The 19874-nt window shown below is 48.0% G+C and carries 20 protein-coding genes; 8 read left to right on the top strand and 12 right to left on the bottom strand.

Annotated features, from left to right (window positions below):
- The first annotated feature begins 119 nt into the window (after positions 1-119).
- The 3 genes from acs (at position 120) to AC121Z_RS14630 (ending at position 3532) form a co-directional block, all read left to right on the top strand.
- Positions 120-2060: an acetate--CoA ligase gene (gene acs / locus AC121Z_RS14640; protein WP_498124892.1), complete on the top strand. Its 1941-nt coding sequence runs from the start codon at positions 120-122 to the stop codon at positions 2058-2060.
- Positions 2061-2071: 11 nt separating this feature from the next.
- The gene (locus AC121Z_RS14635) at positions 2072-2722 is read left to right on the top strand and encodes a response regulator transcription factor (protein WP_498124890.1); all 651 of its coding nucleotides are present in this window, start codon (positions 2072-2074) and stop codon (positions 2720-2722) included.
- Between the two features lie 87 nt (positions 2723-2809).
- Positions 2810-3532, top strand: a complete 723-nt coding sequence (locus AC121Z_RS14630) for a hypothetical protein (protein WP_498124888.1) — start codon at positions 2810-2812, stop codon at positions 3530-3532.
- Positions 3533-3781: 249 nt separating this feature from the next.
- Here AC121Z_RS14630 and AC121Z_RS14625 read toward each other — a convergent pair whose 3' ends face one another.
- Entirely contained in the window at positions 3782-7255 is a 3474-nt protein-coding gene (locus tag AC121Z_RS14625; RefSeq protein WP_498124886.1) for a PAS domain-containing hybrid sensor histidine kinase/response regulator, read from the bottom strand.
- Between the two features lie 254 nt (positions 7256-7509).
- Here AC121Z_RS14625 and AC121Z_RS14620 point away from each other — a divergent pair, with 254 nt between their 5' ends.
- From AC121Z_RS14620 to AC121Z_RS14605, 4 genes are all read left to right on the top strand, one after another.
- Positions 7510-7776: a DUF4212 domain-containing protein gene (locus tag AC121Z_RS14620; RefSeq protein ID WP_498124884.1), complete on the top strand. Its 267-nt coding sequence runs from the start codon at positions 7510-7512 to the stop codon at positions 7774-7776.
- Positions 7777-7780: 4 nt separating this feature from the next.
- Positions 7781-9487 carry a sodium:solute symporter family protein gene (locus tag AC121Z_RS14615; protein ID WP_498124882.1) on the top strand — a complete coding sequence of 569 codons (1707 nt, stop codon included), beginning with the start codon at positions 7781-7783 and terminating at the stop codon, positions 9485-9487.
- A 128-nt stretch (positions 9488-9615) separates the two neighbouring features.
- On the top strand, positions 9616-11448 hold the full coding sequence (locus tag AC121Z_RS14610) for a DUF294 nucleotidyltransferase-like domain-containing protein (protein WP_498124880.1): 1833 nt from the start codon (positions 9616-9618) through the stop codon (positions 11446-11448).
- A 3-nt stretch (positions 11449-11451) separates the two neighbouring features.
- Positions 11452-12141: a 3'-5' exonuclease gene (locus tag AC121Z_RS14605; RefSeq protein WP_498124878.1), complete on the top strand. Its 690-nt coding sequence runs from the start codon at positions 11452-11454 to the stop codon at positions 12139-12141.
- Here the strand turns inward: AC121Z_RS14605 and AC121Z_RS14600 are convergent.
- Positions 12131-12502: a hypothetical protein gene (locus tag AC121Z_RS14600; protein ID WP_498124876.1), complete on the bottom strand. Its 372-nt coding sequence runs from the start codon at positions 12500-12502 to the stop codon at positions 12131-12133. The two genes, AC121Z_RS14605 and AC121Z_RS14600, sit on opposite strands and share 11 nt — an antisense overlap.
- 211 nt (positions 12503-12713) lie before the next feature.
- On the opposite strand from AC121Z_RS14600, the gene AC121Z_RS14595 reads away from it, so the two are divergent.
- Positions 12714-14519, top strand: a complete 1806-nt coding sequence (locus AC121Z_RS14595) for a sensor domain-containing diguanylate cyclase (protein ID WP_498124874.1) — start codon at positions 12714-12716, stop codon at positions 14517-14519.
- Positions 14520-14521: 2 nt separating this feature from the next.
- Here the strand turns inward: AC121Z_RS14595 and AC121Z_RS14590 are convergent, their stop codons facing one another.
- The 10 genes from AC121Z_RS14590 to AC121Z_RS14545 form a co-directional block, all read right to left on the bottom strand.
- Positions 14522-14977: a GNAT family N-acetyltransferase gene (locus AC121Z_RS14590; RefSeq protein WP_498124872.1), complete on the bottom strand. Its 456-nt coding sequence runs from the start codon at positions 14975-14977 to the stop codon at positions 14522-14524.
- Positions 14978-15004: 27 nt separating this feature from the next.
- A complete protein-coding gene (locus tag AC121Z_RS14585) occupies positions 15005-15433 on the bottom strand; it encodes a GNAT family N-acetyltransferase (protein ID WP_498124870.1) in 429 nt (142 codons plus the stop codon).
- A gap of 81 nt (positions 15434-15514) precedes the next feature.
- Positions 15515-16117, bottom strand: coding sequence for a glutathione S-transferase family protein (locus AC121Z_RS14580; RefSeq protein ID WP_498124868.1), 603 nt, complete (start codon positions 16115-16117; stop codon positions 15515-15517).
- 27 nt (positions 16118-16144) lie between these two features.
- Positions 16145-16756 carry an FMN-binding negative transcriptional regulator gene (locus tag AC121Z_RS14575; RefSeq protein ID WP_498124867.1) on the bottom strand — a complete coding sequence of 204 codons (612 nt, stop codon included), beginning with the start codon at positions 16754-16756 and terminating at the stop codon, positions 16145-16147.
- Complete coding sequence (locus AC121Z_RS14570; RefSeq protein WP_498124865.1) at positions 16756-17205, bottom strand: GNAT family N-acetyltransferase; 450 nt, start codon at positions 17203-17205, stop codon at positions 16756-16758. Before AC121Z_RS14570 ends, AC121Z_RS14575 begins: the two co-directional genes overlap by 1 nt.
- A 2-nt stretch (positions 17206-17207) precedes the next feature.
- Positions 17208-17882 (bottom strand): DUF4386 family protein, encoded by a 675-nt coding sequence (locus tag AC121Z_RS14565; protein WP_498124863.1) that lies wholly within the window; start codon positions 17880-17882, stop codon positions 17208-17210.
- A gap of 137 nt (positions 17883-18019) precedes the next feature.
- Positions 18020-18490 carry a hypothetical protein gene (locus AC121Z_RS14560; RefSeq protein ID WP_498124861.1) on the bottom strand — a complete coding sequence of 157 codons (471 nt, stop codon included), beginning with the start codon at positions 18488-18490 and terminating at the stop codon, positions 18020-18022.
- Between the two features lie 3 nt (positions 18491-18493).
- Positions 18494-18856, bottom strand: coding sequence for a DUF4870 domain-containing protein (locus tag AC121Z_RS14555; protein ID WP_498124859.1), 363 nt, complete (start codon positions 18854-18856; stop codon positions 18494-18496).
- A gap of 30 nt (positions 18857-18886) precedes the next feature.
- Positions 18887-19354, bottom strand: coding sequence for a hypothetical protein (locus AC121Z_RS14550; protein WP_498124857.1), 468 nt, complete (start codon positions 19352-19354; stop codon positions 18887-18889).
- Between the two features lie 94 nt (positions 19355-19448).
- Positions 19449-19766 carry a hypothetical protein gene (locus tag AC121Z_RS14545; RefSeq protein ID WP_498124856.1) on the bottom strand — a complete coding sequence of 106 codons (318 nt, stop codon included), beginning with the start codon at positions 19764-19766 and terminating at the stop codon, positions 19449-19451.
- Positions 19767-19874: the final 108 nt, after the last annotated feature.

The raw sequence follows: 19874 nt of genomic DNA, 5'->3' as shown, positions 1-19874 counted from the left end.
AAGACCAAAGTCGAATTTTGGTTTTGTTCAGAATCGCTACAGTTAACTCACAAAATATAAGCGAGCAACACAGTCTCACTGTGACCGCGTCTACCTAATTCAACTGCTGGAGGCAGCGTATGGAAGTCAAAACTTATCCGGTCCCAAATGCAATCAAAGCAAAAACCTTGATGACCGATGAGCAGTATTTGGAGATGTATCAGCGTTCAATTGACGACCCTGAGTCTTTTTGGGCAGAGCAAGCATCGATATTGGAATGGTTTAAGGCACCGACGCTGATCAAGAATACCTCTTTCGCGCCTGACCATGTCTCTATCAAATGGTTTGAAGATGGCGAACTGAATGCCAGCTATAACTGTATTGACCGTCACCTCGCCGAGAATGCCAAGAAAACTGCCATTCTTTGGGAAGGTGACACCCCCGGCGCGGCAGAAGCGATAACCTATCAACAACTGCACTATGAAGTGTGTAAGCTAGCGAATGGCTTGAAAAAGCTTGGCGTTGGCAAAGGCGATCGCGTTGCCTTGTATATGCCAATGGTGCCACAAGCGGCCTATGCGATGTTGGCCTGTGCCCGCATTGGTGCAGTGCACTCGGTCATATTCGGTGGCTTTTCACCGAACGCCATCGCCGATCGCATTAATGACAGTGAAGCCAAGGTTGTGATCACCTGTGACGAAGGGCGTCGGAGTGGGAAAAGCGTACCTTTGAAAGCGAATGTTGATCAGGCACTTGCGAATGGCGCTTGCCCTTCGATCAGTGCGGTATTGGTATACAAACTAACCGGTGGCAATATCACTTGGAACGATGTAGACGTTGATTGGAATGAGTTAACTGAGTCCTGTTCTGCCCAGTGCGAGCCTGAGGTAATGAATGCTGAAGATCCGCTGTTTATCCTCTACACATCAGGCTCGACCGGCAAGCCAAAAGGCGTTTTGCATACCACGGGTGGATATCTACTTTATACTGCGTTGACGTTTAAATATGTCTTTGACTATCACCCCGACGACATCTACTGGTGTACCGCCGATGTTGGTTGGATCACCGGCCATAGTTATATGGTTTATGGTCCATTGGTTAACGCGGTCACGCAAGTCTTCTTTGAAGGGGTTCCTACCTACCCCGACGTTAAGCGGATAGCGCAAGTGGTCGAGAAGTATAAAGTGAATCAGCTATACACCGCGCCCACTGCGATCCGAGCCCTTATGGCTCACGGTGATACGCCGGCAGAAGGCTGTGATATCTCATCATTGAAAATCTTAGGTTCGGTCGGTGAGCCGATTAACCCTGAGGCGTGGGAATGGTATCACCGTGTCTTTGGTAGCAATGAATGCCCAATTGTCGATACCTGGTGGCAAACCGAAACGGGGGGGGTAATGATTTCACCATTACCCGGCGCGACGCCGTTAAAACCGGGCTCAGCCAGTCGCCCACTGTTTGGTATTCAACCGGCATTGTTTGATGCTGATGGTAAAGAACTGCCTGATGCAGCAGAAGGTAACCTGGTGATCAAAGACAGTTGGCCTGCCCAAGCTCGCACGGTGTATGGGGATCATAAGCGGTTTATTGAAACTTATTTTAGTGCCTACAATGGCGTTTATTTTACCGGTGACGGCGCGCGCCGTGATGCCGATGGTTATTATTGGATCACCGGTCGTGTGGATGATGTACTCAATGTGTCTGGACATCGCCTGGGTACGGCTGAGATTGAAAGTGCGCTGGTGGCGCATCATGACGTGGCTGAGGCCGCGGTTGTGGGTTATCCTCATGACATTAAAGGGCAGGGTATTTATGTTTACGTAACCCCGAATGAAGGGGTTGAAGTGAGTGAAGAACTGACCGCAGAATTGCGCGCCTGGGTACGTAAAGAGTTAAGTCCCATTGCCACGCCGGATAAGATCCAGTGGTCACACGGGCTCCCGAAAACCCGTTCGGGTAAAATTATGCGCCGGATATTACGGAAAATCGCCGCCAATGAGCATGATCAGCTAGGCGACACATCAACATTGGCGGACCCTTCGGTTGTTGATACACTGATTGCGGAGCGCTTAAACAAATAATAAGGACTGGCATGATAACGATACTGATTGCTGATGATCATCCACTTTACCGTGATGCATTGAAGGGTGCATTAGCAGCCTCGTTATCGGAGATGACCTTACTCGAAGCGTCTGACCTCGCGCAGACGGTCGAGGTCTTAGAAAACAATGAGATTGATCTCTTATTGTTAGACTTGCACATGCCGGGCAGTCAGGATCTATTTGGGTTGTTACACGTACGCAAACTTTTTCCTGACGTGCCAGTGGCTGTGGTATCTGGCACCGAAGACACGGTGATCATTTCTAAAATAGTTGGCGTTGGTGCTTTGGGCTTCATACCCAAAACTGCCAGCAGTGCTGATATTGGCGCTGCGGTGAGCGCTATTCTGGACGGTGAAGTTTGGTTGCCTGAGAACGTCAGCGACAAAATTGAAGCCGTTGATGAAAACTTTTCCAAACTAGCCGACCAAGTGGCCAGTTTGACGCCTTCGCAATACAAAGTGTTGTGTTACATGCGAGATGGCTTGTTGAATAAGCAAATCGGCTACAACTTAGATATTGCGGAAGCCACCGTAAAAGCCCACGTAACCGCTATCTTTCGGAAACTGGGGATCAACAATCGCACCCAAGCGGTGTTGATCGCATCACAACTTGAACTAGAGCCCCCGGCGAGCATTCATTAATCAGGCGCGCCGCTCTAGGCAATTTTAAGCCGATTTGGCATACTCCGCGTATATCTCCTCATATTTAGTCGTTAAGGGACATGTTGTATGTTGTTAAAACGTTGTTTGGCGGGTTTTGCCGCGTTTATTTTGCTCGCTAACACCGCGCAGGCCACTAATACGTCAGGCGTACATGGGCCGGCAATTAATCCGAATGACAAGTCCGCGATGTACCGCTTAGGCTTTACGCCAGGCGAAGATGGCGGTCCCGATGGTTGGGCGCACCGCTTTCATTATCAGCAAGCGTTTAACGCAGATTTTCGCGGTCGGGTCATTGTGCAGTTTCGCGATGTGAACGAGTCATTTGAATATGATTACCTGCGCGCGGAGCTACTGTGGCATTTTAAAAAGTCAGGTTCAGATAATTGGGATAGTGGTTTACGTTTTGATATTCGTACCCGCAAAGGCAGTCGCCCAGAAAAGTTTGCAATCAACTGGACTAACCAATGGCGCCCGTCACAAAAGTGGACGGTACGCGGTATTGTTATCGGTGGATGGGACTTTGGTGGTACCGCAACCGGTGGCACGACGTTAGAAACCCGCGCCAGTGCAATGTACAAACTAACCAGTGGCAACAGTGTCGGTGTAGAAATGTTTAATGAGTTTGGCAAGGTTAGCGACATGGGCTCCTTTGATGATCAGGAGCATTCCATTGGGCCAGCGTATAGCGGCAAAATCGATGGGATCAAGTATAAAGTGGGTTACTTGGCTGGCGTTTCGGATAGCGCCAATGATCACACCTTTAGGTTATGGTTAAGTACTTCATTCTAAAGCGCGACAGAATACTGTATCCAACGGACCCAGAGTAGGATCTTCTGCTTTGGGTCTGGTAGTTACCAAACCAAACCAAACCAAACCAAACCAAATCAAATCAAATCAAATCAAATCAAATCAAATCAAATCAAATCAAATCAAATCAAATCAAACCAAATCAAACCAAATCAAATCAAATCAAATCAAATCAAATCAAACCCAATGTAATGCTCAGCCATAAGTCACTTTGCCAATACAATGTTTGGCCTAGTGTTCTGGTGATGTTGTATTGCTACTAGTGGCCCTTTCAACACAGTCAGCTTCTTCTATGTACCGTGTCATCGCTTGCAAGAGCGCCCGCAGCTTGGCTGGCTTTACCGGCTTATTCATGTAGTGCACACCATGCGCCTTACACTCGTCAATCAGTGCTTGCTCGCGTACCGCGGTGATCAAGCAGGCCGGAAAGACGGTATTCGATTCGTTGCGTAGGGTTTCGATCAGCGTGAGTCCGTCTTCTTCATTACCTAGTTGATAATCCATTAATACAATTTGTGGATTAAATTTACGCGTCAAATCGATCGCTGCGCCGCTATTGTTTGCGGTTTCTACAAGCACGCCCCAGCGTTCAAGTAGCACCTTCAAGGCGTCGAGATTTTCCTGCTGATCATCAACGCACAGCACGCGCAGACCCGAAAATGAAGCATTCGCGGCAGTTGTGCGAGGCGCATGACTGGTTTTGCCTATGGTTCGTTCAAGGCGTAATTCAAATCGGCTGCCTTGATGCAGGGTCGAGTAAACACTCACATTACAGTTCATCTGTGCACTGAGGCGGCGGACGACCCCGAGGCCAAGGCCGACACCACTTTCGCTATGATTGCTGGTACGATAAAAGTCACTGAAGATCAGTAGCTGTTGGTCTTGTGAAATGCCCATACCCGTATCGTAAACGCGCATGACGACTTGCTTACCTAAGGTTCTTACGGTTAACAAAACCTTACCCTTTCGCGTATATTTCACCGCATTTGACAGCAAGTTTTGCACAATACGATACAGATAGGTCTTATCCGCCATGACCCAACAAGGTCGAATGCGAGAGGTAAACGCAAGTCCTTTTTCCTTGGCTTTGATCGCGGTCTGGTCAAGCAACGGTCCTAACAGTTGCTGAATATCTACCGCCTCAATTGTGGGCTTGAGGTCGCCTTGATCAAGTCTGGCAATATCCAATAGTGTCCCGATCAAGTGTTCGCTGGCGTTTACGGACTGATTCAGTTTGCCCACCAACGTCTTAGCATTATCCTCTAAGGCATACTCTTGTAGCGCAGAGACATACAGTTTGGCAGCATTTAACGGCTGCAATACATCGTGACTGGCCAGAGCCAGAAAACGCGTTTTACTGGCATTGGCTTCTTCAGCCACTTGGCGAGCGCGAATAAGTTCTTTCTCAGCATCCGAACGGCGTTGAATCTCAAGGCGTAACTCTGCATTAATCGAGTGTACTTCTTCGGTGCGTTTGCGTACACGTTGCTCCAGATCGATGTTCGATTCTTTCAGTGCTTGTTGGATTTCAACATAGCCGGTAATGTCATTAAACGTGGTTACAAAGCCGCCGCCGGGCAATGGATTGCCAATCATTTCTATCACCTTGCCATCTTTACGATGGCGCGTGAATTTATGCTGTTGACCTGCACGCAAGTGCTGCATGCGTTTTTCCACTTCCTCTTCGATCTCACCCGGACCGCAATTCCCTTGCTCTGCGTTATAACGCACGAGGTTAGCCACTGGTATACCGACTTCAAGCATACCATCGGGATAGTCAAACATATCGCTGTAGCGTTTGTTCCATGCCACCAGCTTGAGCTGCTTGTCCACGACGCTGATGCCCTGATCAATATTTTCTAGTGAGGTGATCAAAGCCGTCATGTTGTATTGCATGGCTTGGGTGGTATCGTCAAAAAAGTTGATCACTTCGGTAAAGTCGAGCTTCTTACCTCCGGTCACGCTCTCGGTTAACACGCGTGCACTGGAAGCGCCGATCACGCCACCCAGAGCGCGTTCACAGAAGCTAACAAATTCTGGATTGGGTTGTTCATTGGCTTGCACCGGGGTTGGGCAGGCGCGATTAAATTCGCCAACCAGTTGTTCACAGCGCCCTTCACCCATAAACGTGGTTAGTAACGTTAGTAGATCATCAACTTTTACATTACTGCTGTGATTGCGGCTAACACCACTACGCACATCGGTGGGTGATACAAATGCTTCTGCTTGGATCCGGTCAATCAAGCGGGCGGGGGCCCACAGCGAGAACAGAATATACCCGATAGTATTGGCCATTAAGCTGATAAGGGCTCCTTGGCTTAACAACTCGTTTTGATGTAACTGATCAAACTCGTTATTGACGATAGGCATAACCAGCCACAAGACCCAACAGATTAGACCCATGAGTAGTCCGGCGTACACGCCATGGGCATGACCACGTTTCCAATACAAGCCGCCCAAAATAGGGGGCAATAGCTGGATCACCAAAGAAAATGCAATCAAGCCAATCGAAGACAGTGAGCTACTACCGGCCATTTGCTGGTGGTAAGCCAGTGATAGCAGTAGGATCAAGCCAATAATGATGCGTCGGATAAGCCGAATTTTGCGTCCATAATCAAGATTCTGCTGCGGTTCATTGGTGGCAAAAATACGCGGTAATACAATGTCATTGGTTAACATGGTACTTAAGGTTAAGGTGGCGACGATGATCATCGCAGTCGCCGCAGACAAGCCGCCAAGGAATACCAGGGCTTGCAGGAGCAGGGAGCCATTCGTCATGGCAATACTCAGTACATAGGCATCCGGTGCCAGCGTGGTATTGGCAAACATGTGGGTTCCCGCCAAGGCGATGATCGGGATCACCGCTGCCATAATGAAAAGGTAAAGCGGGAAGAGCCAGCGTGCGGTTTTTAGATGACCAAGGCTTAAGTTATCGATAATCGCCACATGGAACTGGCGTGGTAAACAAATCACTGCGGCCGCGGCCATCAAGGTTTGCGCCCAAAAGGTAAAGGAAGAGAATGTCGCCGTTGCTGGTGCAGCAAATAGGGTTTCGAGTATGTGTATTTCCGGCTTATTGATCAGCGTAAAGTACGCGACAAAACCAATTAACACGAGGGCTAGTAGCTTGATGCTCGATTCAAAGGCAATCGCTAGCATTAAACCGCGGCGGTATTCGGTCACGTCAGTATTTTTGGTGCCAAAGAAAATTGCAAAGACAGCGATAAATCCGGTTGCTAACAGCACAATATGATCAGGATCGCGGTAGTCCGTTAAGAGTAAAAAAGTGGTCCCAATGGCTTGCAGCTGCAAGGCGATATAGGGAATGGTTGCCAGTAGCGCGATTACGGTGACCATCAGCGCTACCGCCTGACGTTTGCCATACCGTGACGCAATAAAGTCAGCGATAGTCGTAATGTGCTGCTTCTTGCTGACCAAAATCAATTTATAGATGAACCGATAACCTAGCGCATACACCAAAATTGGGCCAAGTAATATTGGCAAATACATCCAGTTGTCGCGACTGGCTTGTCCAACCGCGCCAAAGAATGTCCACGCCGTGCAATAAATGGCTAATGCCAGTGAATAAATCGCCGGATGTGAGGTTAACTTGCGTGCGGTGGGCGAATTTCTATCTCCCCAGCGTGCAATTAAGAACAACCCAAAGAGGTAAAGGATCGCCAGCGTGGTCCAGCCAAAAACCATTTATTTTCCTAACAGTTTGTTTACAAATGACACTTTATCACAGTGTCTCATGATTATTTATACCTACGACCATGGTCGCATTTCTAGTTTGTTAACACCGGTCTAAAGTAACTACCAAGGCTTAAATCAAGCATTTTTTATGGGCTTGAACGATAGCATAAGGATTTTTAACTTGTGCCAAAGTCGATAAATCGTGCCTGGTTAGTGAATTGTAAAAATAAAAACATCTACTTAACGTGTTTGAGGAAAGAAAAATGGCTTTCAAAAGTGATGATGATAAGAGCGCGTACTGGCGAGAAAATCTCGGCCTACTCGCCAAGCTTTTAGTGGTCTGGTTTGTGGTCTCATTTGGTGCGGGCATTTTATTTGTGGACCAACTAAATGCGATTCAGTTCTTTGGGTTTAAATTGGGCTTCTGGTTTGCACAACAGGGCGCTATTTATGTGTTTGTTGTACTGATTTTCGTTTACATGGCGAAAATGAATGCACTTGATAAAAAATATGGCGTAGACGAGGAGTAGGGTGATGGATGTTCAAACTCTCACATTTATAATCGTAGGCGGCTCGTTTGCGTTATACATTGCAATTGCTATTTGGGCACGTGCCGGTTCAACCAATGACTTTTATGTGGCTGGTGGTGGTGTACCGCCGGTCATGAACGGGATGGCAACAGCGGCTGACTGGATGTCTGCGGCATCCTTTATTTCCATGGCCGGTTTGATCTCGTTTATGGGCTATGACGGTGCCGTTTACCTAATGGGCTGGACCGGTGGCTACGTGCTACTGGCACTCTGTCTCGCACCCTACTTGCGCAAGTTCGGTAAGTTCACGGTGCCAGATTTTATTGGTGATCGTTACTACTCACAAACCGCGCGAACGGTTGCGGTATTTTGTGCCATCTTTGTATGCTTCACCTACGTGGCAGGGCAAATGCGTGGGGTTGGCGTCGTCTTTAGTCGCTTCCTCGAAGTCGATATTGTTACGGGTGTGGTTATTGGTATGGCGATCGTATTCTTTTACACCGTACTTGGCGGTATGAAAGGGATCACCTACACCCAGGTAGCACAATATTGCGTACTTATTTTCGCTTATATTGTACCTGCAGTTTTCATTTCAATGATGGTTACTGGGCACATTCTGCCGCAAACCGGTTTCGGCGCAACGCTGGCTGATGGGTCCGGGGTGTACTTGCTGGATAAGCTGGACGGGCTATCGACCGAACTCGGCTTTAATGAATATACCTCAGGCACTAAGAGCACCATTGATGTCTTCTTTATCACGTTTGCCCTGATGGTGGGAACCGCTGGCTTACCGCATGTTATCGTGCGCTTCTTCACCGTACCTAAGGTGCGTGATGCGCGTAAGAGTGCAGGTTGGGCGTTAGCATTTATCGCTATCTTATATACAACCGCACCTTCATTAGCGGCATTTGCCCGGGTCAACATGATCGAAACCATCAACGGCTCACAAGGCACTGGCACCAGCTATGCTGAAGCGCCAAGCTGGATCAAAAACTGGGAGCAAACCGGGCTGATTGGCTTTGAAGACAAAAACGGTGACGGCAAAATGTTCTACTCTGGTGATGAGCGCAATGAGATGAAAGTGGATCGCGATATCATGGTATTAGCGAACCCTGAAATTGCCAACTTACCAGCGTGGGTTATCGCCTTGGTGGCTGCGGGTGGTGTTGCTGCTGCGCTGTCTACGTCGGCAGGTTTGCTGTTGGTTATCTCCACCTCGGTGTCACATGATTTGTTAAAACGCAATTTTGCCCCCGATATCAGTGATAAAGCCGAGCTGTTCTATGCCCGCGTCGCCGCTGCGGTGGCTATCGGTATTGCCGGATACTTTGGGATCAATCCGCCCGGATTCGTTGCGCAGGTGGTGGCCTTTGCCTTTGGTCTGGCGGCATCCAGCTTCTTCCCTGCGATCATTATGGGTATCTTTAGCAAACGTATGAATGATAAAGGCGCTGTGTCGGGCATGATTGCGGGTATCGCATTCACCGCGGCCTATATCATTTACTTTAAGTTTGTGAATCCAGCGGCTAACGTTCCTGCCAACTGGTGGTTTGGAATTTCACCAGAAGGGATTGGTACCTTGGGTATGGCCGTTAACTTTGTGGTTGCTTTTGTAGTCTTTAAGATGACCGATGAAGCACCAAAAGATATTCAAGAATTAGTTGAGAGCATCCGCTTCCCGAAAGGGTCTGGTGAAGCGTCTGCACACTAATTGCTATTGGTTGTAAAGAGCAAGGGCTCGGCGACTTCGTCGGGCCTTTTTTTGATCTAAACCAGTGTTTGCTACTATCACCCGCGTATACTTTGTGGTGTCGGTGTTAGTTGCGTAAGGAGAAAGCCGTGAGCACAGTGCCACAACAGATTAGCGATTTTCTGCGCACGTCGGCGCCCTTCGACCAGTTAGGCGAGGGTGAAATTCAGCGCTTGGCACAAAAAGCCAATCTGATCTACGTTACTGAGGACAATAAACTGCAGTTGCTGCAGTCCAATCCGCATTGCCTTTATCTGATCCAAGCCGGGCAATTTTCAGTCAAGGATTCTGATGGTCCAACACGCCACTTAAGCGATGGCGACTATTTTGGGATCAGTGGCATTCTCGATAATGTTGAATATCCCATTAGTATTACCGTAGACATGCCGGGACTGGTGTTTTGCCTAGCGCGTGATAGCGTGCTGGAAGTAATGGAAAATGCAACGATCGCTAACTTTTTTAATAGTGCTAACACTGATGCATTACAAAACAGTGCGGTCACCGACTCTAACAGTATGTGGCTGTACAAGCCGCTATCTGAGGTGATCAGCAAAGCGCCGGTGGTAGCAGATGTGGCGCAATCCATCGGTCAGGCTGCTGCCTTAATGGCGGAGCAAAATGTATCCTCTTTGTTAATCACTCAAGACACCAATTTGGTTGGCATTCTCACTGACCGCGATTTGCGTAACCGAGTGGTGGCTCGTGGAACTGACTATGCACAATCTGTGGCTGAAGTGATGACCCCTGACCCGGCCAAGATCACGCAAAATCGCACATTGTTTGATGCCCTATCACTCATGACAGAGCGCAATATTCATCACCTGCCGGTCGTTGATCGATTCAGTTACCAACCGGTAGGCATGATCACGGCAAGTGACATTGTGCGCCACCAAAGGGGCAACGTGTTATTTGTGATTGGTGAGCTCTCTAAGGCTAAAAACCTGTATGAACTGACGCGTGCCAGTTGGCAAATCCCGCATTACTTCTCAACTCACGCCAAACGCGCGGGTGATTTTGATATTGTGGGTAAAGTGCTTTCGCAGGCCACTGATATTATGACGCGTAAACTCATTACCTTTTATCAGCACAATGCGGGTCCTGCGCCTATGGCATATTGCTGGGTGGTCTATGGTTCCCAAGCGCGCGAGGACCAAACCCTAGGCTCCGATCAAGATAATGCATTATTGCTTGCGCGCACGCCTACGGAGGCGGAAGCGCAGTATTTTGCTGAGCTGGCAGATTATGTGTGTCAGGGCTTGAACAAATGCGGTATCAAGCTCTGCCCAGGCAATATCATGGCCTCGAATCCTGACTTACGCCTGTCGTTAGACGCGGCGTTGGAGGAAGCGCGCAATTGGGTTAAGCAACCGACGCCCGATGCGATCATGCATTTTAATATTTTCTTGGATGCTCGCGCAGCCGCAGGTGATGTGGAATTGTTCAAACAACTGCAAGCGGCCCGCGCGCCGCTGCTGCAGCAGAAAATGTTTCTTGCTGCGCTAGCCCGACACACCAATGAAATCAATGTGCCTTTATCAATGTTTCAAAAATTTGTGTATGAGAAAGGACGCGAGGTAAAAGACAGCATTGATCTGAAGAAGAACGCCGTGGCGATTATTAATAATTTGGTGCGTCTATATGCCTTAGAAAGTGGCTTGAAGATGCCAGCAACGCTGGGCCGTTTGGCAAATTTGCCCAGTACCTCAGGACTGTCCTCGCGTGACGCAGATAATTTGCGGGATATTTGGCTGTTTCTTAATCGCTTACGTTGGCGTCACCAGCTGACCCAAAAAGTCACTGATAACTGTGTCGCTGTCAGTGAATTGTCGTCAATTGAAAAGCATCAACTTAAAGCCGCGTTTAAAGCCATTGATCGGGCGCAGCAAGCAGCGGTGATGAAGTTCTCTGGTGGCGTGGGGTAAGTTGTGGCTTGGATAGACTGGTTTAGACGCCTTGGTGGAAGTCAGCGGCAAGCCCTGCCTGCCGCTTTTGCGACACAAAAATTGGTCGAGTTACCGCTGCTAGCGATCGATTTAGAGCTAACTTCACTGGATCCCAATAGTGCCAAAGTGTTATCGATTGGCTGGGTAGAGGGGCGTAATTATAGTGTGGATCTGGCCAGTTGTTTCTATCAAGTTATCCGCACCAAAGATGACTTACAGCAGAGCCCGGTTATCCATGGCTTAACCGATGAGCAAATTCGCCAAGGTGCGCCTGTTCAGGCAGCAGTTGAACAATTACAAAGCTATGTCGATAGTCACGTTTGGGTATTCCATAATGCGAGTTTGGATGTTGGCGTGCTAAATACTGTAGCCACTAACTTAGGCCTACATGTCCCCAGTATAGTCACGCTTGATACCCTGAAGATGGCTGTTTATGCGCTCCAGAAACAGCACAGTGTGTTACCCCCGAATAGCGCCACTTTGGCGGTGTGTCGGGATCGCTTAAACTTGCCGGCTGCACCAGCACATAATGCATTAGATGACGCCTTAGCCACCTTAACGTTATGGTTTGCGCAACAATATCAATTAGATCCGAAAGCACAGCTTAGTCTGGCTGATCTTCAACACACCGCGGCGGTTAATACTATTCATCTAGGCAAAATTATTGATTAGAAGGTAAGTGGGTGCTCACTATATTTTTTAATTGTTGACGTATTTGGTGGCAAATAATTTCATTTTCTATTAGGCGGGAAAGTAATAACGCAAAAATCATCGTGATAACAATGGCCCATAGCGGCCAGTCTAAAAGCAAGCTGGCCATCGCATAGCTTGCCCCTAGCACCAAGGCGCGGATCAGCACAGCTAAGGTGAAAAAATAGGGCAATGGCCAACGCTGATTGATGTTGTCGCGCGCACGCTCCAAATGCGTAAACTGTTCATTGCGCGGTAAATGCGATATTTCAGCGAAGTAGTCGATGTATCCTTTGATGTCCATCAGTGAAAATTCCCTAGCCGTGTCGGAATATTGCGACATTTGCACTTTAGGTGAAATTTCTCGATGAAACAATACCCTGCGAGAACATCTCTGATAAACCTCCATTGACCCGTCGTTAGAGCAGGAGAAAACCTCAGCAACCATAGTGGCTATCGGGATCGCCATTCTATATACTCTCGCGGCATAACAGTTAGTCCTCGGTCAGACGCCGAGCGCAAGGCGCAGGAAATGGGTAAGGTAAATAAAGTCAGTGTGTAGTCGTCAACGTATAATCTTACTTATACTCCTGCTGTTGTTCGGGTGTATTAACAGTGTTGCTGCAACGGCAGTGGATCCGATCATGGTTGGCGCTGACGAGGCAGGTACCCAGCGCACAGGCGCTGAGCACATCTATTTCGATCCGCAGCACAGCAAAACCGCGATTGATGTTTTACGCGCACTGCACGCTGGGCAATTCACAAATTTATCCACCCAAGGTTCTACTGGGTTGGTGCGTGGTGACACCTGGTCCGTCTTTGCACTGCAAAATACGACAGCTGAAGATCTGACGCTACATTTAGAGTACGTCGACCATCAGGTGATTGAAATTGATGCCTACCGCGTGGATCTTAACAACCTAGACGTGCACTTGTTCCAGCGGCTCGATTTAGATGCGCCATTTTCAGCCCGTCCAGTCACTCACAATCGCTTTGTTATCCCCGTGGACGTTCCGGCAAATGCCAGTGTGACCCTGTTAGTTCGATTTGGGGCTACAGATGCGGGATACACCTACCCCAGTATGCGGATCTGGTCTCCTCAAGCGTTGACCGGATCTCACGTCAAGGAATCGGGCTTGTTGCTGTTCTTGTTCGGTGGTTTTTTCTTGATGGCGTTGTTTTCGCTGGTTGCCGGATTTGCGGCGGGGCGGAAGATATTCTTTCTCTATGCCCTCTATTCATTGTCAAAAATTACCTGCTGGGCAACGATTTTAGGGCTCACTCATCAACACGTTATCACTGATAGTTTTCACTGGAGCCTGATGTCTATCAGTGGCGCTGTGACGATTGTGTGTGGTTTGATTTTCGCCCGCGCTTTCTTACGAACCCGGAAATTCCTTCTTAAAGCTGATTATTTGCTGATTTTAATGATAGTAAATGCTTGCTTACTTTTAGTCGCAGCAGTTTTTCAGATCAAAGCTATGGCCATTATCACCATAACTTTGGCGCTGGCATTGTATCCTGTAATGCTGGTTGTGGGTTTCTGGCGCTGGCGGCAAGGCGCGAACGAGGCGGGTATATTTACCCTTGCTTGGGCAACCTTGGTAGCGGGGTTGGTTCTTCAGGCCCTGCGTGATCTTGGATACGTTGAACATAACATGCTTAACTATTACCTGCCGCCAGTGGCTTCATATATTGAGATGATCACCATTATGTTCGCTATGGGGTTATTGGTGCGACAACTGCGCCGCGACAAGCAACAAGCGGAAATGCAGTATCGTGAGCATCTGGAAGCGTCGAAGGAACGCTTAGAGAATGAAGTTCAGATGCGCACCATAGAGTTAGAGCGGGCGAAAACACGGGCTGAAATTCAGGCCAATACCGATGAACTTACAGGCGTGCGCAATCGCCGCAGCTTCTTATTGCTGGCACAACAACGCTTGGAGCTCGCCGTACGTCAAAATCAAACCTGCTGTTTGCTGATGCTGGATCTTGATCACTTCAAGCAAATCAATGATACCCATGGCCACGGTGTGGGTGATGAAGTACTCAAACAATTTGCACTCACCGTCGACACCTTGATCCGCGAGACCGATGTGTTTGGGCGCTTTGGTGGCGAAGAGTTTGTTTTACTGATCACTGAACCTTGCGATGCGGCGATGTTACTCGCCCAGCGGTTGTTAGAGAAAACAGCTGATATTCATGTCACCTCGGGTAAAGGCAGAGTTAAGATCACTACCAGTATTGGCCTTGCTTGTGCTATACCGCCAGCAAATATTGATGACCTTTTGCATCGGGCTGATGAAGCCATGTATGAAGCTAAACGTCGCGGTCGTAATTGTGTGGTCGTAGCAGAATAGAACTACAGCTCCTTTGTCATAAAGTGGCTATTGGGATCTAAGCGATAGTCACCAAATGGGCCACAATCCAAAAATCCGAGTTTGCGATACAAATTTCGTGCGGCGTCAAAATAACTTTGTGTACCCGTTTCGAGACTAAGCTGCTTGATGTCGTGTGTTTGCGCATAGGCTAGAAGATGCTCGAGTAAGCCTTTGGCCACGCCTTGCTGACGATAGGCTTTAACGGTGCGCATTGATTTAATTTCTGCGTTTGTTGCGCTGAGTTGACGAAGGGCGACACAGCCCATCAGATGGCCGTTATCCCAGGCACTGAAAAACGTGATCTCTGGTGCTTTCAAGCGCTCAACATCTAATGCATGCACACTTTCTGGTGGTGACGTAGCGTACATATCAGTCAGATGCTCTTGCAGTAATTCAATGACTTCACCGCCACTTAAATCATCAATGCGGATTTCCATCTTTTACTCCTTCAAATGTCTGGGCCGCTATATTTGCTGGTAAATGTCAGGTTGCCAGATCTGCATCAGTGACTCGACTTTTTCAATCGGCTTAAAGCCATATTGCGCATACAAGCCATGTGCGTCGTAGGTTGCCAGGAGTAAGCGGCGGAAGCCTTGGACCTCAGGTAAGGACACTATGTACTCAACCAAACATTTGCTGATCCCCTGGCCGCGTGCGGCTTCGATAACAAACACGTCAGCTAAATAACCAAAGGTAGCTTTATCGGTGATCAAGCGGGCAAAGGCAACTTGCCGGTAATCCTGATCAAATACCGCAAAGCACCAAGAATTGGCGATGGCTTTTTCGAGCAAGTCGCGCGGCATACCTTTAGCCCAATAGCTGGTGGAAATAAACTGATAGATCAATTCTTGATCAAATTCACTTTGGTTGGTGCTGATCCGATAGCCTTGCACGGGGAGCCTTATATCCGTTGACGAAAACCAGCTAATACCATGCGCGATACAACGACCTCGGTCAATAGAATTTTATACCGGTTACGCGATTGGCATGGCGCTATAATTTGATTGTGCTGCGATGCGTGCCAACCAGGTTTGTATTGCAGGATACTGCGCCAAGGAAAAACCGCCTTCATCAGCAACATGGGTATACGCATATAAACTGATATCCGCTGTCGTCAACTGCTCACCGCACAAAAAAGACGTTTGCTGCAACTGCTGCTCCATTACCTGTAACGCCTTATGGCCACCCGCTTGCTTGGCTTCAAATTCGCTGCGCTTCTCCTCAGGCATTCCCAAGTATTTGGCAATAAAACGGGCAACCGCGATATATGGCTCATGACTGTACTGCTCAAAAAACTGCCATTGCTGCACTTTTGCCAAAGCAAAGGGCTCACTAGGTAGCATCGCACTGCCATAGGCTAGGTAATTAATAATCGCGTTTGACTCAGCCAGGCAACGCCCATCATCAAGCACTAATAAAGGGATTTTACCCACCGGGTTGTGCGCTAAAAAATCCGCCGACGCGGTATCTCCCGCTAAAATATCAATGGCTTGCCAAGTATAATCAATCCCCAACAACGCACAGGTTAGTTGCACTTTATAACAATTCCCTGATTGAGCATCACCATAGATCTTCACGTAATTCATTCCTTAATGGTCTATCTGTTAACCCATACCTTTTTGTGCTGCGCGCATGTAGGCGGCTAGTTGTTGCGCTGACCGATCAGGCGCTTGTTGCAACGCGTTATAAACGCCGATTTGATCGGCTGCTGTTTTATGTTGCCCGAGTTTCTCTTTCGCTTGAATATCATCAACCTTAATCGTAAAACCGACGACCGCTTTGACTAAACGTTGGATGTATTCCTCAGGCCAATATTGAGGATCTTGACTAATTTCAGGCTCTTGGTGGGCAACCAGTTGCATAACCGCATCACGAGTGGCGCTTTCATCCAACTGAGTGAATGTGCCGCTACATTGAATTGCTGCGTAATTCCAAGTTGGTGCATTGGGGGTCGACTGATACCAGCGTGGACTGATGTAACTATGTGGGCCAGTAAATACAGCCGTAACGCGCTGCTCAAGCATGGCTTGCCAATGGCGGTTAGCCCTTGCCATATGACCCAGCAAGGTAGCTGAGCCATCGCTCTGCTCACTGTATAGCAATGGCACATGCGTGACTTGTAGATCCGATGACATCAACACAGCAAAATTATATCGGTTAATAAAGGCTCCAATACTCGCCTTATCTGTCAATTGCATTTGACGTGGGATGTACATCAATCCTCTCCAGTCTCGTTAATTAAACTGTGTTCACGTTCCAGCACCCAACAGCGCGGATTATGACTAAAGCCAATATGTGCGTAATAGTCATTCGCGGCTGGGGCGGCGAGTAAAATGAGTTTGGCCTGTGGACCAAGCTGTTGTTGGGTTAAATGCTGCAGTTGTTTGCCCACACCTGCACTTTGATAGTCTTTAATGATCGCCAGGTCGGATAGGTAACACGCATAATGAAAGTCGGTAACGCAGCGCGCGATACCGATTAACTGATCCCCAAGCCAAGCACTAACAGTTAAATTGGCGTTATCCAGCATGCCTTGCAAGCATGCATGGTCATCGACCGGGCGCCGTGCGGCAAGGCCACTGCTGCGCAGCACATCAGTAAATTGCGCTACCGTGACTGGAGCATTGATCTGGTAAGTAATGGATGGTGTTGCTCCTTTTTTCATCGCTAGTTATCCTGTTGATCACGCAACATTGCGATCCCAAGTGCAATAAACCAGAGGATCTGACCGAGTCCAAACAGTGCCGTGGTTAATTCAAAAAAACTCAGGTTGCGGAGTGATTCTAGTCCGGCCAGTAAAGTTAAAATGCCAGCCAAGGAGACCACTAAGCCCCAAACGTGCAGCCAGCGAGAATAAATACCGGCACGCAATCCAACCAGACTGAGCAAAAGCACCCACACGGCGCCAATGAGCTCAATACCACCACCGAGCGCAGAAATTATCACGGCAAGTGTTTGGTGGATAAGCAGTGCGCTCTCTGGAGACGTCTCATGCACATTAGACAATGTGGCCAGACTCGCCAGAAACACAAAACTGCTGGCGAGTACAAAGCCTGCCCAAATATAACCAACCGTTGCTGCGTACTGCATAAGTTGCGGTGCCGATGCGCGCAAACGCTGATGCAGTGCCTGTACCAACACAATTAAAACAAAGCTAAATAAAACGCCAATGATCAGGTAGCCCAAAAAATAAGTGTCTTGGTGTTGTAGTAGATAATCTAAGCGCTGCTCAGCACTGGTGAGATGGCTGGTATTTAGCACCCCAAAAAATAGCGCAAATCCGAACAGATACGTCGTCGCTTCAGTTAATGCAGCCAGACCGCCCCATTGCTGTAATTTCATTTGTTGGTTCCTTTTTGGGCATGACACTTTGGCGAGCATAACACTATTTAGCTGCAGGATTATGTTTGGCCATACTCTTTTACAATTTTGTCAGCGCGGGAGGACGGGGAGTACCAACCGCTTCTGGTTGGCCTGGATTAGTTCACAGTTTCAATCAGTTGTAACTCTTCAATCTGCTTAATACGAATATGCGTTTGATAGTAATACTTCGCCGATGGCTCTGCCCCGGCCGATTGGTTTGCACTGATCAGCACGCGCTTAGCTTTGCCTGTTACAGCAATGGTTTTACCCAGCAAAAATTGTTCGAGCGGAGCGCCCATTTGTGCTTCAAAAACAGCGACAAGGGCAGGCGGGATCGTCACCGTAATATTGTCAGGTTCACGTAAGTCAGCTTTGGTATTGAGATACACAAAAGCTCCCTGCTTATCAGCGGTTTGAATGGTGAGCAGGTATTCACCCGTAATGTCTTGTGGAGATATTTCTGCCAGCGCGGTCATTCCATCAGTCTCAGATGGTGTAGATGGCAAGGATAATGACGCGCAACTGGCAAGGGTAATAATCAACAAGCACACTGCGACAACGTGCTGGATCTTGCAGTGTGCAAACATGCCTTAGACCTTCAAAAATGGAATGCTCAATGGGTACTGCCAGAGCTTTCCATCATTGGCTTTAACAGCTGCAATGATGGCAAACAAGAAATTCAATAGTGCTAATAAACCCAAGCCAATAATACCGATGAATATAATGGTCAAAATACCGCAAATGATGCTGTAGATTAACAGGCTTAACACCCAATTGACCGTGACTTTGCCGTGCTTATCAATATCCGGGTGCTTATCCTTATTGGCCAACCACATCACGATGGGAAGGATAAATCCTAAACCGGGGGCGACGATGCTGGAGAGTTGACTGATGTGGATCAGCATACAATATGAACGTAATGGCATACCCCAGTATTCTTGTGGTTCTTCCATGCTTTACTCCTTGTTGATTTGGCAGATGGTTTAAAACTGGTAGCCTAGCTGAAAAACGAGGGCGCTGTCAGTACCCTCGTTAGAATCACCAACCATGAAGCCGAGCCCTAGGTTCGTGCCCGCGCGGTCGATACCATTAAAGAAATAATAGTAACCCAAACCGCCGCCATAAATCGGATCGTTTTCATCAAAGGCTTTCCGTTCAGTACCTACAATACCGATATAAGCGCCGAGTCCATGTTTATTATTGGGAACACTGAGAATACTGGTGGTTATCCAACCACCGCCGATACCACAGGTAGCACCAGCTCTACTGGAATAACTCACGCAACCCGCAGAGACATACGTGAGATTATTATCTGAGTGAGACGCTATGTTTATTCCCAAACCGCTGTATAAGCTCCCAACGCCAATACCAAAAGAGTACTCATCAGCATGAGTAGCTGCGGTCATTGAAAGTGGAATTAACAGGCAGGCAATGGATTTTAAAATTTTCATTCGTTTCCTTACTCGAAATTTATTTTAGCGCGGGCATTATATAGAAAAGCTTATTTACTGCTTTGGTTTTTTCAGGCATTAACGGGCCTATCGCTTAGCCCCATGTAAACGCCGCTGTAGCAACGGTCTGATCCGGATTAAATGTGATCGTACAGCGAGCCATGTTAAATATAACCTCACTGCTTTGCGTGATGCTATTTACACCGTCAATCTGCGCAATGCTATACGAGGATAGAGTGGCGGTATTCAATTGTGAGGTAACGCTTGAAATTGATGTGCCTGCCGTAAAGTTACTGCAAAGGAAGTAGATCTCTTTTCTCGCTTCATTGGCGTAGAAACCCCAAATGACTATTACCACCGCGCCAAGGCAAACAAGTACTAATTTTAGATTGATGAAAATTGCGTGACTCATAAATTTAGTTCCCTTGTACTGCAAATTTAACTGTACCGCACAGACAAGAACCAAAGTAATCAGTCATAAAGGCTTCCCTTTACGTTCCAGCGAGCAAAGGGAGAGCCT

This window comes from Alteromonas sp. DYW1 (genome assembly GCF_059752595.1).
This window is presented reverse-complemented; position numbering and strand designations above follow the sequence as displayed.

Excerpts from the sequence above, each read along its gene's own strand:
- acs (WP_498124892.1), top strand. The coding sequence starts at position 120 with ATGGAAGTCAAAACTTATCCGGTCCCAAATGCAATCAAAGCAAAAACC.
- AC121Z_RS14635 (WP_498124890.1), top strand. The coding sequence starts at position 2,072 with ATGATAACGATACTGATTGCTGATGATCATCCACTTTACCGTGATGCA.
- AC121Z_RS14630 (WP_498124888.1), top strand. The coding sequence starts at position 2,810 with ATGTTGTTAAAACGTTGTTTGGCGGGTTTTGCCGCGTTTATTTTGCTC.
- AC121Z_RS14625 (WP_498124886.1), bottom strand. The coding sequence starts at position 7,255 with ATGGTTTTTGGCTGGACCACGCTGGCGATCCTTTACCTCTTTGGGTTG.
- AC121Z_RS14620 (WP_498124884.1), top strand. The coding sequence starts at position 7,510 with ATGGCTTTCAAAAGTGATGATGATAAGAGCGCGTACTGGCGAGAAAAT.
- AC121Z_RS14615 (WP_498124882.1), top strand. The coding sequence starts at position 7,781 with ATGGATGTTCAAACTCTCACATTTATAATCGTAGGCGGCTCGTTTGCG.
- AC121Z_RS14600 (WP_498124876.1), bottom strand. The coding sequence starts at position 12,502 with ATGTCGCAATATTCCGACACGGCTAGGGAATTTTCACTGATGGACATC.
- AC121Z_RS14590 (WP_498124872.1), bottom strand. The coding sequence starts at position 14,977 with ATGGAAATCCGCATTGATGATTTAAGTGGCGGTGAAGTCATTGAATTA.
- AC121Z_RS14575 (WP_498124867.1), bottom strand. The coding sequence starts at position 16,756 with ATGTACATCCCACGTCAAATGCAATTGACAGATAAGGCGAGTATTGGA.
- AC121Z_RS14570 (WP_498124865.1), bottom strand. The coding sequence starts at position 17,205 with ATGAAAAAAGGAGCAACACCATCCATTACTTACCAGATCAATGCTCCA.
- AC121Z_RS14565 (WP_498124863.1), bottom strand. The coding sequence starts at position 17,882 with ATGAAATTACAGCAATGGGGCGGTCTGGCTGCATTAACTGAAGCGACG.
- AC121Z_RS14560 (WP_498124861.1), bottom strand. The coding sequence starts at position 18,490 with ATGTTTGCACACTGCAAGATCCAGCACGTTGTCGCAGTGTGCTTGTTG.
- AC121Z_RS14555 (WP_498124859.1), bottom strand. The coding sequence starts at position 18,856 with ATGGAAGAACCACAAGAATACTGGGGTATGCCATTACGTTCATATTGT.
- AC121Z_RS14550 (WP_498124857.1), bottom strand. The coding sequence starts at position 19,354 with ATGAAAATTTTAAAATCCATTGCCTGCCTGTTAATTCCACTTTCAATG.
- AC121Z_RS14545 (WP_498124856.1), bottom strand. The coding sequence starts at position 19,766 with ATGAGTCACGCAATTTTCATCAATCTAAAATTAGTACTTGTTTGCCTT.